The following is a 14,500-nucleotide window of genomic DNA, read 5'->3' on the forward strand; positions in this document are numbered from 1 at the left end:
CGCTACGCCGGAGGCTTCACGCGCGCCAGCGCCCGCAGCGCGCGCGGGGAGAGCCGCGACAACAGGTGGGCGCCGCGGGCCTCCGGGGTCACCGGGACGACCGCCCGGTCGTGGAGCACCGCGCGCAGGATCGCGTCCGCGACCTTCTCCGGCGGGTAGTTGCGCAGCCCGTACAGCCGCGAGACCTTCTGCTGCCGCCGCTTCTCCTCGGCCTCGTCCGTCACTCCGGCGAACCGCGCGGTGGCCGTGATGTTGGTGTTCACGATGCCCGGGCAGATCGCCGAGACGCCGATGCCCTGGTCCGCCAGCTCGGCCCGCAGGCATTCGCTGAGCATCAGCACCGCCGCCTTCGACGTGCTGTACGCGGGCAGCGCGCGGGACGGCTGGAAGGCCGCCGCCGAGGCCGTGTTGACGATGTGGCCGCCCTGGCCGCGCCCGGCCATCTGCGCCCCGAAGACCCGGCAGCCGTGGATCACGCCCCACAGGTTGACGTCGAGGACCCGCTTCCACTCCTCGGTCGTGGTCTCCAGGAACGCACCGGTCAGCCCGATGCCCGCGTTGTTGACCAGCACGTCCACCACGCCGTACTCGCTCGCGACCTTCGCGGCGAGCTTCTCCATCGCCTGCTCGTCGGCGACGTCGGCGGTCTCGCCCCAGGCCTCGGGCGCGCCGATGAGCCGGGACATCTCCGCCGTGCGGGCCGCGCCCTCGGCGTCCCGGTCCACGGCCACGACCCGGGCGCCGGCCTCCGCGAAGGCGAAGGCGGTGGCCCGGCCGATGCCGCTGGCCGCGCCGGTCACCAGGACCAGCTGGCCGCCGAACCGCTCCGCGTACTCGGGGCGGACCCCGCTCTTCGCCGCCGGCTTCGGCGCCCTGGTCGCCGGGTCCTCGTTCGCCTCGACGAACTCGCCTATCCACGCCGCCAGTCGGTCCGGCCGGGTGCGCGGCACCCAGTGCCTGGCGGGCAGGGTGCGCCGGGTCAGGTCCGGCACCCAGTCGGCCAGGTCGTCGTAGAGCCGCTCCGACAGGAAGGCGTCGCCGGTGGGCGTGATCAGCTGCACGGGCGCGTGGGCGAAGGCGTCGGCCCGCGGCCGGGCCAGCCGGGACCGCACGTTGTCCCGGTAGAGCCAGGCGCCGTGCGCCGCGTCGACCGGCAGGGAGGGCGTCGGGTAGTCGCCGGCGGGGACCCGCTCGAACCGCTCCAGGATCCGCGGCCAGCTTCGGCCGAGCGGTCCGCGCCAGGCGAGCTCGGGCAGCACCGGCGTGTGCAGCAGGTACACGTACCAGGACTTGGCGCCCTGGCCGAGGAGCTGGCCGACGCGGCGCGGGGTGGGCCGGGCCATGCGGGTCTTGATCCAGTGCCCGAAGTGGTCCAGCGACGGCCCGGACATCGAGGTGAAGGAGGCGATCCTGCCCTCGGTACGGGGCACCGTCACGAATTCCCAGGACTGCACCGAGCCCCAGTCGTGCCCGACGAGGTGGACCGGCCGGTCCGGGCTGACCGCGTCCGCGACGGCCAGGAAGTCGTCGGTCAGCTTCTCCAGGGTGAAGCCGCCGCGCAGCGGGGCCGGCGCGGTCGACCGGCCGTGGCCGCGGACGTCGTACAGCACGACGTGGAAGCGGTCGGCGAGCCGGACCGCGACCTCCGACCAGACCTCCTTGGAGTCCGGATAGCCGTGCACCAGCAGCACCGTCGGGCGGCCCTCGTCACCCAGCTCGGCCACGCACAGCTCGATCCCGCCCGTGCGGACCCAGCGCTCCCGGGCCCCGTCGAGTCCCGTCTTCCCCGCCATCAGGCCGCCTTCCCTTCCTCGTTCCAGCGCCGCACGTGCGGCAGGTCGTCGTCCAGCCAGAACGCGCTCTGCTCGGGGTCCCTGGAGTCGGTGACGACCAGGATCTCCTCGAACTTCGCGCCCGTCCCCCGGAACCCGAGGTGCGGCTCGACCGCCCACAGGCCGGGCTTGGGCGGGTGGTCGGAGAACGTGTACGGGGACCACAGCGGTGACCAGCCCTCGCGGTGGCCGTGCAGGGCGTCGCTCGCCAGTCCCTTGAGCGACTGGGTGCCGAACCCGAACAGGGTCGGCGACCAGCGGCGCTCCTTCACCCGGTCGATCTTGTGGGCGATCACGCCGAAGGGATACGCCCGGTGCCGGTTCGCGTATCCCTGGCGGACCATGAGCCGGTCCACGTCCTCGTAGATCTCCCGCAGCGAGCGGCGCTCGCGCACCTCGCGCAGGATCAGCTCCCGGTGCTCCCTCAGGTCGGCGAGCAGCTTGTCGTGGACCGGGTCGAGGCCCAGGCAGCCCGAGTAGCCGACGTCCGCCGTGTAGCCCTTGTACACGGGCGCCATGTCGAGGATGAACGGCATGCCGGGCTCGAGCCGCCGGTTGGTCGGGAAGAACTGGAGCGGGATCCGGAAGCCGACGAAGGCCGTGCGGTCCCCGAACCAGGCGAACGGCCGGTGGAACCAGTCCCGCACGCCCCGTGCGTACAGCCACTGCCGCTGCATCCGCGCCGCCTCGCGCTCGGTGACGCCGGGCCTGAGCTGCGCCGCGACGGCCTCGGCGCACTCGTACGCGAGCCGCTGGACCTCTCTGAACCCGCGCAGCTCCTCGGTCAGTTCGCGCGTCACTGCCGTACCTGCCGATGCCATGGCCACCCGCCCGTCCCGTGTGAGCGCCCGACTGCGCTACGCGTCCGTAACTTGACATCGATGAATGTGACAATGCCCGGCGGCTGCGTCAAGAGGCGTGCACGGGCCTGTGGAAAACGAGACCTTGGTCGCGACTCCCTTACGGGCTTGTACGCCTGGAGTCGGACATGGATCGAGCCGTTGGGCTGACGACCGCTGTGGCCCACGCCACTACCGTCGAAGGCGTGACTGTGATCGTGACCGAAAGCCTCAGCAAGCGGTTCCCCCGGGTGACCGCTCTCGACCGGCTCTCCCTGGACATCGGGCCCGGTGTGACCGGACTGGTGGGTGCCAACGGAGCCGGCAAGTCCACCATGATCAAGATCCTTCTTGGTCTGTCCCCGGCCACGGAGGGCCGCGCCGAAGTCCTCGGACTCGACGTCGCGACGTCCGGCGCCCGGATCCGCGAGCGCGTCGGCTACATGCCGGAGCACGACTGCCTGCCGCCCGACGTCTCGGCCACCGAGTTCGTCGTCCACATGGCGCGCATGTCCGGCCTGCCCGCCACCGCGGCCCGCGAGCGGACCGCGGACACCCTGCGCCACGTCGGCCTGTACGAGGAGCGCTACCGCCCCATGGGCGGCTACTCGACCGGCATGAAGCAGCGCGTGAAGCTCGCGCAGGCGCTGGTGCACGACCCGCAGCTGGTGCTGCTCGACGAGCCGACCAACGGCCTCGACCCGGTCGGCCGCGACGACATGCTGGGGCTGATCCGCCGGGTGTGGACGGACTTCGGCATCTCGGTCCTCGTCACCTCGCACCTGCTCGGCGAGCTGGAGCGCACCTGCGACCACGTCGTCGTCGTCGACGGCGGCCGGCTGCTCCGCTCCAGCTCCACCACGGACTTCACCCGCACCACGACGACCCTCGCGGTCGAGGTCACCGACTCCGACGCGCACCCCGACGGCACCGAGGCGCTGCGCGCCGCCCTGACCGCCGCCGGCGTCACCCTGCACCCCGGTGTGGAGGACGGCCTGCCGGGCGCCGGCCACATCCTGCTCCTGGAGGCCTCCGGCGAGGACACCTACGACCTCGTCCGGGACACCGTCGCCGGCCTCGGCCTCGGCCTGGTGCGCATGGAGCAGCGCCGCCACCACATCGCCGAGGTCTTCAAGACGCAGCAGCAGGAGGAGGTGCCGGCGCGATGAGCTCGCAGGCCCCCGGGCCCGTCCAGGCCCCCGAGAACAGCCGGATCCACAACATCGGCTACCGCAGCTACGACGGTCCGCGGCTCGGTCGCGGCGCCGCCCGCCAGGCGCTGTTCTCGCAGTCGCTGCGCGGGGCGTACGGACTCGGCCGCAGCGCCAAGTCCAAGGTGCTGCCGATGCTGCTGTTCGCCGTGATGTGCGTGCCCGCGCTGATCATCGTCGCGGTCGCCGTCGTCACCAAGTCCTCGAAGCTGGCGATCGAGTACACGCAGTACGCGATCTACCTCCAGATGGTCATCGCCATCTACGTGGCCGCCCAGGCCCCGCAGTCCGTCTCCCGCGACCTCCGCTTCCGCACCGTGCCGCTGTACTTCGCCGGCCCGATCGAGCGCACGGACTACGTCCTCGCGAAGTACGGGGCGATGGCCTCGGCGCTCTTCCTGCTCACGGCCTCCCCGCTGCTGATCCTCTGGATCGGCTCGCTGCTCGCCAAGATGGACTTCGGGGACCAGACCCAGATGTTCGGACAGGGACTCCTCTCGGTGGCGCTGCTGTCGCTGCTCTTCGGCGGCATCGGCCTCGTCATGGCGGCCCTCACGCCGCGCCGCGGCTTCGGCGTCGCCGCCGTGATCGCCACCCTGGTCATCTCCTACGGAGCGGTCACCACCCTCCAGGGCATCGCCTACAGCACGGACAACATCAGCGCCGTCAAGTGGATCGGCCTGTTCTCGCCGATCACCCTCATCGGCGGCGTGCAGTCGGCCTTCCTCGGCGCGCCCACTCCCTTCCCCGGCGGGGAGGCCGCGGCGCCCGGCGCCGGCGTCGGCGCGGTCTACCTGCTGGTCGTCCTCGCTCTCGTCGCCGGCTCGTACGGCGTGCTGATGCGCCGCTACCGAAAGGTCGGGCTGTAATGGCCCTCCCGTCGCCCACCACCACCCTTCCAAAGAATGGGCTGCGCCCATGAGCACTCTTTCCATCGACCACGCCTCGCGCTGGTTCGGCAACGTCGTGGCCGTCAACGACGTCACCATGACCATCGGCCCGGGCGTCACCGGTCTCCTCGGCCCCAACGGCGCCGGGAAGTCCACCCTCATCAACATGATGGGCGGCTTCCTCGCGCCCTCCACCGGCACCGTCACCCTCGACGGCGCGGCGATCTGGCGCAACGAGTCGGTCTACCGGCAGATCGGCGTCGTCCCCGAGCGGGAGGCGATGTACGACTTCCTCACCGGCCGCGAATTCGTCGTCGCCAACGCCGAGTTGCACGGCCTCGGCGACGCCGAGGCGCAACGGGCCCTCGCCACGGTGGAGATGGAGTACGCGCAGGACCGCAAGATCGCCACGTACAGCAAGGGCATGCGGCAGCGCGTGAAGATGGCCTCGGCCCTCGTCCACGAGCCGTCGGTGCTGCTGCTCGACGAGCCCTTCAACGGCATGGACCCGCGCCAGCGCATGCAGTTGATGGACCTGCTGCGCCGCATGGGCGCCGAGGGCCGCACGGTGCTGTTCTCCTCGCACATCCTGGAGGAGGTCGAGCAGCTCGCCTCGCACATCGAGGTGATCGTGGCCGGACGGCACGCGGCCTCCGGCGACTTCCGCCGCATCCGCCGGCTGATGACCGACCGCCCGCACCGCTACCTGGTCCGCTCCAGCGACGACCGGGCCCTGGCCGCGGCGCTGATCGCCGACCCGTCCACGGCCGGCATCGAGGTCGACCACAGCGCCGAGGGCGGACTGCGCATCCAGGCCGTGGACTTCGGCCGGTTCACCGAACTGCTGCCGCGGGTGGCCAGGGAGCGCGGTATCCGGCTGCTCACGGTCTCGCCCTCGGACGAGTCCCTCGAATCCGTCTTCTCGTATCTCGTAGCGGCCTGAAAGGAGCCCGACCGATGTACAACCCCACCGTCGCCCGGCTCACCTACCGGGCCCTCCTCGGCCGCCGGCGGGCGCTGATCCTCTTCGCGCTGCCCGCGCTGCTCATCCTGATCGCCGCCGCCGTCCGCATGTTCAACGGGGCCGACGACCAGGTCGCGGCCGATGTCCTCGGCGGCTTCGCGCTCGCCACGATGGTGCCGCTGATCGGCGTGATCGCCGGTACCGGAGCGATCGGACCGGAGATCGACGACGGATCGATCGTCTATCTCCTCTCCAAGCCCGTGAAGCGGCCCACGATCATCTTCACCAAGCTGATCGTCGCCATCGCCGTGACCATGGTCTTCTCCGCCGTGCCCACGCTGATCGCCGGCTTCGTCCTCAACGGCAACGGGCAGCAGGTCGCCGTCGCCTACACGGTGGCGGCCCTCGTCGCCTCCATCGCGTACAGCGCGCTGTTCCTGCTCCTGGGCACGGTCAGCCGGCACGCCGTCGTCATCGGGCTGGTCTACGCCCTGGTGTGGGAGGCGCTGTTCGGCTCCCTCATCGCGGGCGCCCGCACCCTGAGCGTCCAGCAGTGGGCGCTGGCACTGGCCGAGAAGGTCACCGGCGACAGCCTGATCAGCTCCGACGTGGCACTGCCCACGGCGGTCGCGCTGCTGGCCGCCGTCACGGTCGGCGCGACCTGGTTCGCCGGCCACAAGCTGCGGACGCTGACCCTGGCGGGCGAGGAGTAGCCCGCCGGCCCGCCCGGCTCCGGCCCGCGCGGTCGCCGGTCTCCTCGGGCCGTCGCGCCCGGAGCCGTGCGCGTCCTCAGACCGTACGGTTCCGGGCCGCCAGCAGTCCCACCGCGAGTGCCGTCGCGCACACGCCCAGGACCGCGGCGATCGGCAGCGTCCACGAGCCGGTCGCCTGGTGCAGGGCACCGGCGGCCAGCGGGCCGGCGGCGGCGAGCAGATAGCCCACCGTCTGCGCCATGCCGGAGAGCCGGGCGGCGGTCACCGCGTCGCCCGAGCGCAGCACGATCAGGGTCAGGGCGAGGCCCACCGCCCCGCCCTGGCCGAGCCCGAGGACCGCCGACCAGAGCCAGGCACCCTGCACCGGCGCCACCATCAGGCCCGCGTACCCGGCGGCGACCATGGTCGTCACCAGCACGATCAGCGGCCGCTGGCTCCGCATCCGGCCCGCGAGCAGCGGAACCGCGAAGGCGCCCGCGACCTGGATCAGGTTGTTGAAGGCGAAGACCACACCGGCCGTCGAGCGGCTCATCCCGTGGTCGGTGAAGATCGTCGGCATCCAGGCGATCAGCACGTACGACCACAGCGACTGCAGCCCCATGAACAGGGTCACCTGCCAGGCGAGCGCAGACCGCCACACGGACCGGGCCCCTCCGTCGCCCGGGAGCGCCCCCGAGCCGGCCGCCGCCGCGGCCCGCACCTCGTTCCCCGTACGGCCACGGGCGGCGATCACCTGCGGCAGCCAGGCGAGCGCCGCCACCACCGCCAGCAGCGACCAGACGCCGAGCGAGGCCCGCCACCCGCCGAGGGCGCGCTCCAGCGGCACCGAAGCGGCGGCGACGACCGTGGCGCCCGCGATCATCGCGCCCGTGTACACGGAGGTCATCGACGCGGCCCGGCCCGGGAAGTCCCGCTTGATCAGGCTCGGCATCAGGACGTTCAACAGGGCGATGGCCGTGCCGACGAGCACCCCGCCGGCGTAGAGCGCCGCCGCCGAGGGCAGCACCCGCACCAGGATCCCGGCGCCGAGCAGCAACAGCGCCGCGAACAGCACCCGCTCGGCGCCGAAGCGCCGGCCGAGCCACGGCGCCACGAGCGCGCCGAGCCCCAGGAAGAGCACCGGCACCGAGGTCACCAGCGAGCTGGCCGCCGAGGACAGCCCGTACGCCTCTGCCAGCTCGCTCACCAGCGGCGACACGCTCGCGAGGGCGGCCCGCATGTTGAGCGAGGCGAGCACGATGCCGACCATGAGCAGCGCCGGGCGCCCAAGCAGCGCCCCCCGCCGCCCGCCCGCCCCGGCCGCCGTGACCACCCCGGCCGCCCCAGCCGCCCCAGCCGCCCCGGTCGCACCCGCCGCCTCAGTTGCCCTGACCGCACCAGCCGCCCCGACCGCACCAGCCGCCTCAGCCACCCCGGCCGCCCCAGCCACCCCAGCCGCCGTCACCCCCTGGCCCCCGACCTCCGTCCCCGCCAGGCTTCCCGTCTCCGCCCTCACCGCGAGCCCTCCGCCAGGGCCGCGACCGTCTCCAGCGGTACCCGCAGGAGTTCGCGTGCCCCGGCCTCGGCCGCCTCCGCGTCGCCGGCCTCGATCGCGGCCACCAGGGCCTCGTGGGCGTCGATGTCGACCGGCGGCATCGACCGGTCGCCGAGCGCCTCCACCAGGACCTCGTGCACCTGCGCGGAGAAGAAGCGGTAGACCTCGCGGAAGGCGGTGTTGTGGGTGGCCTCGACGACCGCCAGGTGGAAGGCGAGGTCCGCGTCGGCGTCCCGGTCGCCCTCCTCGCGCAGCGTGGTCAGGGCGGCCCGCAGCCGCAGCAGGTCGTGGGTGTCCCGCCGCACCGCCGCGAGCCGGGCCGCCTCGGCCTCCAGGGCGGCGCGCAGCTCCAGGACGTCCCGGGCGCCCGCGTGCCGGACGCCGCGGAGGACGGCGGCCGGGTCGGCGGTGGACCGGACGAAGGTGCCGTTGCCCTGGCGGGACTCCAGGAGCCCTGCGTGGACCAGGACCCGGACGGCCTCGCGGACCGTGTTGCGGCCGACGCCGAGGAGTTCGGCGAGCTCGTGTTCGGTGGGGATGCGGTCGCCGACGGCCCACTCGCCCTCGGCGAGCTGCGCCCGCAGCTGCTCGACCACCGAGTCCACCAGCGAGACCCGCCCCGCCGCCTTCAGCGCCGCCATCGACACTCCTCGATTCCACTCATTCGCCCGGTTGCCCAGTCATCCTACAAGTGACGTCCCTCGCCTCCCCGGCCGGGCCGCAGCGACCGGACTACTGTGGCCTCGTACGTGGGCACGTGTGACTCGTACGCGGACCGAACACCCTCACCACCCTCGGGAGTCAGTCATGTCAGACCGCTTCGACGTCGTCGTACTCGGAGCTGGCCCCGGCGGCTACGTCGCCGCCATCCGCGCCGCCCAGCTGGGCAAGCGGGTCGCGGTCGTCGAGGAGAAGTACTGGGGCGGTGTCTGCCTGAACGTCGGCTGCATCCCCACCAAGGCGCTGCTGCGCAACGCCGAACTCGCCCACATCTTCAACCACGAGGCGAAGACCTTCGGCATCAAGGTCGACGGCACCGTCTCCTTCGACTACGGCGAGGCGTTCCGCCGCAGCCGCACGGTCGCGGACGGCCGCGTCAAGGGCGTCCACTTCCTGATGAAGAAGAACGGCATCACCGAGTTCGACGGCCGGGGCACCTTCCTCGACGCGAACACCCTCCAGGTGGCGAAGTCCGACGGCACCACGCAGACGATCACCTTCGACAACTGCATCATCGCCACCGGCGCCAGCCCGCGTCTGCTGCCCGGTACCGCGCTCAGCGACCGCGTCGTGTCGTACGAGCAGCAGATCCTCGCCGAGGACGCCCCGAAGTCGATCGTCATCGCCGGCGCCGGCGCGATCGGCATCGAGTTCGCGTACGTGCTGAACAACTACGGCACCAAGGTCACCATCGTCGAGTTCCTCGACCGGATGGCCCCGCTGGAGGACGAGGAGGTGTCCAAGGAGCTCGCGAAGCAGTACCGCAAGCTCGGCATCGACGTCCTCACCTCCACCCGGGTGGACGCGATCGACGAGTCCGGCCCGCAGGTCCGCGTCACCGTGACCGCCAAGGACGGTACGCAGAAGGTCCTGGAGGCCGACAAGGTCCTGCAGGCCATCGGCTTCGCGCCGAACGTCTCCGGCTACGGCCTGGAGAACACCGGTGTCGCCCTCACCGAGCGCGGCGCGATCGAGGTCGACGGCCGCTCCCGCACCTCCGTGCCGCACATCTACGCCATCGGCGACGTCACCGCGAAGCTGATGCTCGCGCACACCGCCGAGGCCATGGGCGTCATCGCCGCCGAGACCATCGCGGACGCCGAGACCATGGAACTCGACTACGTGATGATCCCGCGCGCGACCTACTGCCAGCCCCAGATCGCCAGCTTCGGCTACACCGAGGCGCAGGCCCGCGAGAAGGGCTACGACGTCAAGGTCGCCAAGTTCCCCTTCATGGCGAACGGCAAGGCGCACGGCCTCGGCGACTCGACCGGCTTCGTGAAGATCGTCGCCGACGCCAAGTACGGCGAGATCATCGGTGCCCACCTCATCGGCCCCGACGTCACCGAGCTGCTGCCCGAGCTGACCCTGGCCCAGCAGTGGGACCTCACGGTCCACGAGGTGGCCCGCAACGTCCACGCCCACCCGACCCTGGGCGAGGCCGTGAAGGAAGCGGTCCACGGCATTGCCGGACACATGATCAATTTCTGAGGCCTTTCGCGGGCACCGCCCGGCTGTCACCCGGCTTCGGGTGATAGGCACTGATATGTGCCGAGCAAAACCTCACCGCATGTGCAGGCTGTTCCGGGTGGCGAACCGTCCCGGCCGATCAGGTCGTGGGTGCGTTCGTCGCCCGGTACGCATCTCTGGCTGCTCGTCATCGCGATCACCAGTCTGGTCATCGCGCTTTCCTCGGACGGTGTCGAGCACTATCTGCTCCACCGCAACAGCAGCAATCTGTACGAACTCTCCCGCCATCCCATGCGGGCACTCGTCGGCAGTGCGTTCTGGATCCAGAATCCGGCGAGCCTGCCTTTCTACGCGGTCCTCTTCGAGGTCTTCCACGCGCCGGTCGAGCGCTGGCTCGGCACGGTGAAATGGCTCGTCGTCGTCGCCACGGCGCACATCGCGGCCACGCTCATCAGCCAGAAGGTGGTCCTGGAGGCGATCCAGGACCACGACGTGCCGCGCAGCATGGCGCACGTCGTCGACATCGGGGTGAGCTACGGGCTCGCCGCCGCGGTCGGCATCCTCACCTACCGGCTGCCGCGCCCGTGGCGCTGGTTCTACCTCGCCGGCGCTGTGTCCTTCTTCGCCGTACCGCTGCTCACCGACCGCACGTACACGGATCTCGGCCATGCGATCTCGCTCGTGATCGGGCTGGCGTTCTGGCCGCTCACGCGCGATAAACCGGTGGTCGGCAGGCCCCGGACGAGCGCACACTGACCGTACGGGAACGGGGCGGCCGCTTCGAGCGCGCGGGGGCGAACCGCGCGGGCCGCCCCGCTTTCCGTACCGCTTTTCCGTACTGCTCCCCGAGCCGCTTCGCGTATCGCCCGCGTGCCGCTTCGCGTACCGCGACGACGTACGGCCGAGTGCCGTTAAGCGCCCAGCAGGCGCTCCAGGACCACGGCGATGCCGTCCTCCTCGTTCGAGGCGGTCACCTCGTCCGCCACCGCCTTCAGCTCCTCGTGGGCGTTGGCCATGGCCACGCCATGGGCCGCCCAGCCGAACATCGGGATGTCGTTGGGCATGTCGCCGAAGGCGATCGTCTCCGCGGCCTTCACGCCGAGCCGGCGCGCGGCCAGCGACAGACCGGTCGCCTTGCTGAGGCCGAGCGGGACGATCTCGACGATGCCCGGACCCGCCATGACGACGTCGACGAGCCCGCCGACCGTCTCCCTGGCGATCCGGGTCAGCTCGTCGTCGCTCAGCGTCGGGTGCTGGACGTAGAGCTTGGTCAGCGGCGCCGACCAGATCTCCGCCGGGTCCTCGTACGGCACGTACGGCAGCGGGCCCTCCTGGGTCCGGTAACCGGGACCGATGAGGACCTCGCCCTCCAGACCGTCGCGGCTGGCGGCCAGGGCCAGCGGCCCGACCTCCGCCTCGATCTTGGAGAGCGCCAGGCCGGCCAGCTGCCGGTCGAGGGTCAGCGAGGTCAGCAGCCGGTGCTCACCGGCGTGGTAGACCTGCGCGCCCTGCCCGCACACCGCGATCCCCTCGTAGCCGAGGTCGTCGAGGATGTGGCGGGTCCAGGGCACGGCCCGCCCGGTCACGACGATGTGCGCCGCCCCGGCCTCCGTCGCCGCGGCGAGCGCGTCGCGGGTCCGGGCGGAGACGGACTCGTCGGCCCTGAGCAGGGTGCCGTCGAGGTCCGTCGCGACCAGGCGGTAGGGGAAGGTGCTCACTTGGAGATCGGCTCCAGGACCTCACGGCCGCCGAGGTAGGGACGCAGCACCTCGGGGACGCGGACCGAGCCGTCGGCCAGCTGGTGGTTCTCCAGGATCGCCACGATCGTGCGCGGTACGGCGCACAGCGTGCCGTTCAGGGTGGCCAGCGGCTGCACGGTCTTCTTGCCCTCCTTCTCGTCGCGCATGCGGACGGAGAGGCGGCGGGCCTGGAAGCCGTCGCAGTTGGAGGCGGAGGTCAGCTCGCGGTACTTGCCCTGGGTCGGGATCCAGGCCTCGCAGTCGAACTTGCGGGAGGCGGAGGCGCCCAGGTCGCCGGTGGCGACGTCGATCACCTGGAACGGCAGCTCCAGGGAGTTCAGCCACTGCTTCTCCCACTCGAGGAGCCGCTTGTGCTCGGCCTCGGCGTCCTCCGGAGCGACGTACGAGAACATCTCGACCTTGTCGAACTGGTGGACGCGGAAGATGCCGCGGGTGTCCTTGCCGTACGTGCCGGCCTCGCGGCGGAAGCACGGCGAGAAGCCGGCGTACCGCAGCGGCAGCTTGTCGGCCTCGATGATCTCGTCCATGTGGTACGCGGCGAGGGGGACCTCGGAGGTGCCGACCAGGTAGTAGTCGTCCTTCTCCAGGTGGTACACGTTCTCGGCGGCCTGGCCGAGGAAGCCGGTGCCCTCCATGGCGCGCGGGCGGACCAGCGCGGGCGTGAGCATCGGGATGAAGCCGGCCTCGGTGGCCTGCGCGATCGCCGCGTTGACCAGGGCGAGCTCCAGGAGCGCGCCGACGCCCGTCAGGTAGTAGAAGCGCGAGCCGGAGACCTTGGCGCCGCGCTCGACGTCGATGGCGCCGAGCGCCTCGCCGAGCTCCAGGTGGTCCTTGGGCTCGAAGCCCTCGGCGGCGAAGTCGCGGATGGTGCCGTGCGTCTCGAGGACGACGAAGTCCTCCTCGCCACCGACCGGAACGTCCGGGTGGACGATGTTGCCGAGCTGGAGCAGCAGCGCGCGGGCCGTCTCGTCGGCCTCGTTCTGCTCGGCCTCGGCGGCCTTGACGTCGGTCTTGAGCTGCTCCGCCTTCTGCAGGAGCGCGGCGCGCTCCTCGGGGGAGGCCTTGGGGATCAGCTTGCCGAGCGACTTCTGCTCGGAGCGGAGTTCGTCGAAGCGGACGCCGGACGACCTGCGCCGCTCATCGGCGGAGAGCAGGGCGTCGACGAGGCCGACGTCCTCTCCACGGGCGCGCTGGGAGGCGCGAACACGGTCGGGGTCCTCACGGAGCAGGCGAAGGTCAATCACCCCCCCAGGCTACCGGTGCGACGCCGGGCGACCCCACCCGATATGGCAATGCGTCTCGCTTTGCCCGAATTGCTTTGATTTTCCCGAATTCCCCTGGGAGGGTTCTCCACAGCAATGCGCAGCGAGAGTGAGTTATCCACAGGCTGTGCGAAAGATCTGTGGACCACGAAGATCGCTCTCATTTTCCCACTCCTTCGAGTGGGAATGGCGCACTCCGAAGAGTGGGGTCCCGGAGCTGGGCTGACGGACGGCCGGTGCGGATTTGTCGACCGGGCCCACCAGTCTTGTCGACTTGTCCCCAGGTCGAGGAGCGCACCTGTGGATAACTCCTGTGGGTAACCCCGGAGGCCACGCCCTCGGGTCAGGCCCGGCCGTCCTGGGCGCGTGCCAGCCAGTCGGAGGCGTCCATGAATTCCACGTCCGAAGTCCCGCGCCGCAGCGGCCGGACGTCTTCCCGCGAGACGCCCGCCCGCGGATAGGAACCGAGGAAGCGGACGTTCGGGCAGATGCGCTTCAAGCCCATCAGCGCCTCGCCGACCCGCCGGTCCGAGATGTGGCCTTCGGCGTCGACGGCGAAGCAGTAGTTGCCGATTCCGGCGCCGGTCGGCCGCGACTGGATCAGCATCAGGTTCACGCCGCGCACCGCGAATTCCTGAAGGAGTTCCAGCAGGGCACCCGGGTGGTCGTCGCCCAGCCACAGCACGACGGAGGTCTTGTCCGCACCCGTCGGCGCCGCCGGCCGGGCCGGCCGGCCCACGAGCACGAAGCGCGTCTCCGCGTTCGCCGCGTCGTGGATCTCGGTGACCAGGGCCTCGAGACCGTACGTCGCCGCCGCGAACTCGCCCGCGAAGGCAGCGTCGAAACGGCCCTCCTGGACCAGCCGGGCGCCGTCCGCGTTGGAGGCGGCCGACTCCCACAGCGCGTCGGGAAGGTTGTCCCGCAGCCAGTTCCGCACCTGCGGCTGGGCCACCGGGTGCCCCGTGACCGTCTTGATCTCCGACAGCTTCGTGCCGGGCCGTACGAGCAGGGCGAAGGTGATGGGCAGCAGCACCTCGCGGTAGATCATCAGCGGCTCGCCCGAGGCCAGCTCGTCCAGGGTGGCGGTCACCCCGCCCTCGACCGAGTTCTCGATCGGCACCAGCGCCGCCGCCGCCTCGCCGTTGCGCACGGCGTCCAGCGCGGCCGGGACCGAGACCATCGGGACGAGCTCCCGCGTCGCGGCCTCGGGCAGCGTACGCAGCGCGGCCTCCGTGAAAGTGCCTTCGGGACCGAGATACGTATACCGGGTGGCGGACATACGGTCACCCTAACGGCCCCGCGCCC

The 14,500-nt window shown here is 71.4% G+C and carries 13 protein-coding genes; 6 read left to right on the plus strand and 7 right to left on the minus strand.

Going from position 1 to position 14,500, the window contains the following annotated elements:
- Window positions 1-2: 2 nt before the first annotated feature.
- Both ACFVGS_RS27270 and ACFVGS_RS27275 read right to left on the minus strand, forming a co-directional pair.
- A complete protein-coding gene (locus tag ACFVGS_RS27270; RefSeq protein WP_384407586.1) occupies window positions 3-1,793 on the minus strand; it encodes an SDR family oxidoreductase in 1,791 nt (596 codons plus the stop codon).
- The gene (locus ACFVGS_RS27275) at window positions 1,793-2,653 is read right to left on the minus strand and encodes a M24 family metallopeptidase (protein ID WP_384407691.1); all 861 of its coding nucleotides are present in this window, start codon (window positions 2,651-2,653) and stop codon (window positions 1,793-1,795) included. The genes ACFVGS_RS27270 and ACFVGS_RS27275 overlap by 1 nt, the downstream gene beginning before the upstream one ends.
- A gap of 230 nt (window positions 2,654-2,883) precedes the next feature.
- Between ACFVGS_RS27275 and ACFVGS_RS27280 the strand changes: the two genes are divergently transcribed.
- The 4 genes from ACFVGS_RS27280 to ACFVGS_RS27295 are packed head-to-tail and all read left to right on the plus strand — an operon-like array spanning window position 2,884 to window position 6,449.
- Entirely contained in the window at window positions 2,884-3,840 is a 957-nt protein-coding gene (locus ACFVGS_RS27280) for an ABC transporter ATP-binding protein (RefSeq protein WP_384407689.1), read from the plus strand.
- Complete coding sequence (locus tag ACFVGS_RS27285; protein WP_385694117.1) at window positions 3,837-4,751, plus strand: ABC transporter permease; 915 nt, start codon at window positions 3,837-3,839, stop codon at window positions 4,749-4,751. The genes ACFVGS_RS27280 and ACFVGS_RS27285 overlap by 4 nt, the downstream gene beginning before the upstream one ends.
- A 49-nt stretch (window positions 4,752-4,800) precedes the next feature.
- On the plus strand, window positions 4,801-5,715 hold the full coding sequence (locus ACFVGS_RS27290; RefSeq protein WP_384407582.1) for an ABC transporter ATP-binding protein: 915 nt from the start codon (window positions 4,801-4,803) through the stop codon (window positions 5,713-5,715).
- A 14-nt stretch (window positions 5,716-5,729) separates the two neighbouring features.
- Window positions 5,730-6,449 carry an ABC transporter permease gene (locus ACFVGS_RS27295; RefSeq protein ID WP_384407580.1) on the plus strand — a complete coding sequence of 240 codons (720 nt, stop codon included), beginning with the start codon at window positions 5,730-5,732 and terminating at the stop codon, window positions 6,447-6,449.
- A 76-nt stretch (window positions 6,450-6,525) separates the two neighbouring features.
- Here ACFVGS_RS27295 and ACFVGS_RS27300 read toward each other — a convergent pair whose 3' ends face one another.
- The gene (locus tag ACFVGS_RS27300; RefSeq protein WP_384407687.1) at window positions 6,526-7,761 is read right to left on the minus strand and encodes a CynX/NimT family MFS transporter; all 1,236 of its coding nucleotides are present in this window, start codon (window positions 7,759-7,761) and stop codon (window positions 6,526-6,528) included.
- Between the two features lie 179 nt (window positions 7,762-7,940).
- Complete coding sequence (locus ACFVGS_RS27305; protein ID WP_384407578.1) at window positions 7,941-8,624, minus strand: FadR/GntR family transcriptional regulator; 684 nt, start codon at window positions 8,622-8,624, stop codon at window positions 7,941-7,943.
- Between the two features lie 166 nt (window positions 8,625-8,790).
- Here ACFVGS_RS27305 and lpdA point away from each other — a divergent pair, with 166 nt between their 5' ends.
- Both lpdA and ACFVGS_RS27315 read left to right on the plus strand, forming a co-directional pair.
- The gene (gene lpdA / locus ACFVGS_RS27310) at window positions 8,791-10,194 is read left to right on the plus strand and encodes a dihydrolipoyl dehydrogenase (RefSeq protein ID WP_384407576.1); all 1,404 of its coding nucleotides are present in this window, start codon (window positions 8,791-8,793) and stop codon (window positions 10,192-10,194) included.
- 57 nt (window positions 10,195-10,251) lie between these two features.
- Window positions 10,252-10,929, plus strand: a complete 678-nt coding sequence (locus ACFVGS_RS27315) for a rhomboid-like protein (RefSeq protein ID WP_385694120.1) — start codon at window positions 10,252-10,254, stop codon at window positions 10,927-10,929.
- A 155-nt stretch (window positions 10,930-11,084) separates the two neighbouring features.
- Here ACFVGS_RS27315 and ACFVGS_RS27320 read toward each other — a convergent pair whose 3' ends face one another.
- From ACFVGS_RS27320 to pheA, 3 genes are all read right to left on the minus strand, one after another.
- Window positions 11,085-11,891 (minus strand): HAD family hydrolase, encoded by an 807-nt coding sequence (locus ACFVGS_RS27320; protein WP_385694123.1) that lies wholly within the window; start codon window positions 11,889-11,891, stop codon window positions 11,085-11,087.
- Complete coding sequence (gene serS, locus ACFVGS_RS27325) at window positions 11,888-13,177, minus strand: serine--tRNA ligase (RefSeq protein WP_384407570.1); 1,290 nt, start codon at window positions 13,175-13,177, stop codon at window positions 11,888-11,890. Before serS ends, ACFVGS_RS27320 begins: the two co-directional genes overlap by 4 nt.
- A gap of 361 nt (window positions 13,178-13,538) precedes the next feature.
- Entirely contained in the window at window positions 13,539-14,474 is a 936-nt protein-coding gene (gene pheA / locus ACFVGS_RS27330; protein WP_384407568.1) for a prephenate dehydratase, read from the minus strand.
- Window positions 14,475-14,500: the final 26 nt, after the last annotated feature.

The sequence above is a fragment of the Streptomyces sp. NPDC127114 genome, assembly GCF_042677525.1.
GTDB lineage: Bacteria > Actinomycetota > Actinomycetes > Streptomycetales > Streptomycetaceae > Streptomyces.

Bases quoted from the DNA above. Each gene is read 5' to 3' on its own strand.
- ACFVGS_RS27270 (WP_384407586.1), bottom strand. From the start codon at position 1,793: ATGGCGGGGAAGACGGGACTCGACGGGGCCCGGGAGCGCTGGGTCCGC.
- ACFVGS_RS27275 (WP_384407691.1), bottom strand. From the start codon at position 2,653: ATGGCATCGGCAGGTACGGCAGTGACGCGCGAACTGACCGAGGAGCTG.
- ACFVGS_RS27285 (WP_385694117.1), top strand. From the start codon at position 3,837: ATGAGCTCGCAGGCCCCCGGGCCCGTCCAGGCCCCCGAGAACAGCCGG.
- ACFVGS_RS27290 (WP_384407582.1), top strand. From the start codon at position 4,801: ATGAGCACTCTTTCCATCGACCACGCCTCGCGCTGGTTCGGCAACGTC.
- ACFVGS_RS27295 (WP_384407580.1), top strand. From the start codon at position 5,730: ATGTACAACCCCACCGTCGCCCGGCTCACCTACCGGGCCCTCCTCGGC.
- ACFVGS_RS27305 (WP_384407578.1), bottom strand. From the start codon at position 8,624: ATGGCGGCGCTGAAGGCGGCGGGGCGGGTCTCGCTGGTGGACTCGGTG.
- lpdA (WP_384407576.1), top strand. From the start codon at position 8,791: ATGTCAGACCGCTTCGACGTCGTCGTACTCGGAGCTGGCCCCGGCGGC.
- pheA (WP_384407568.1), bottom strand. From the start codon at position 14,474: ATGTCCGCCACCCGGTATACGTATCTCGGTCCCGAAGGCACTTTCACG.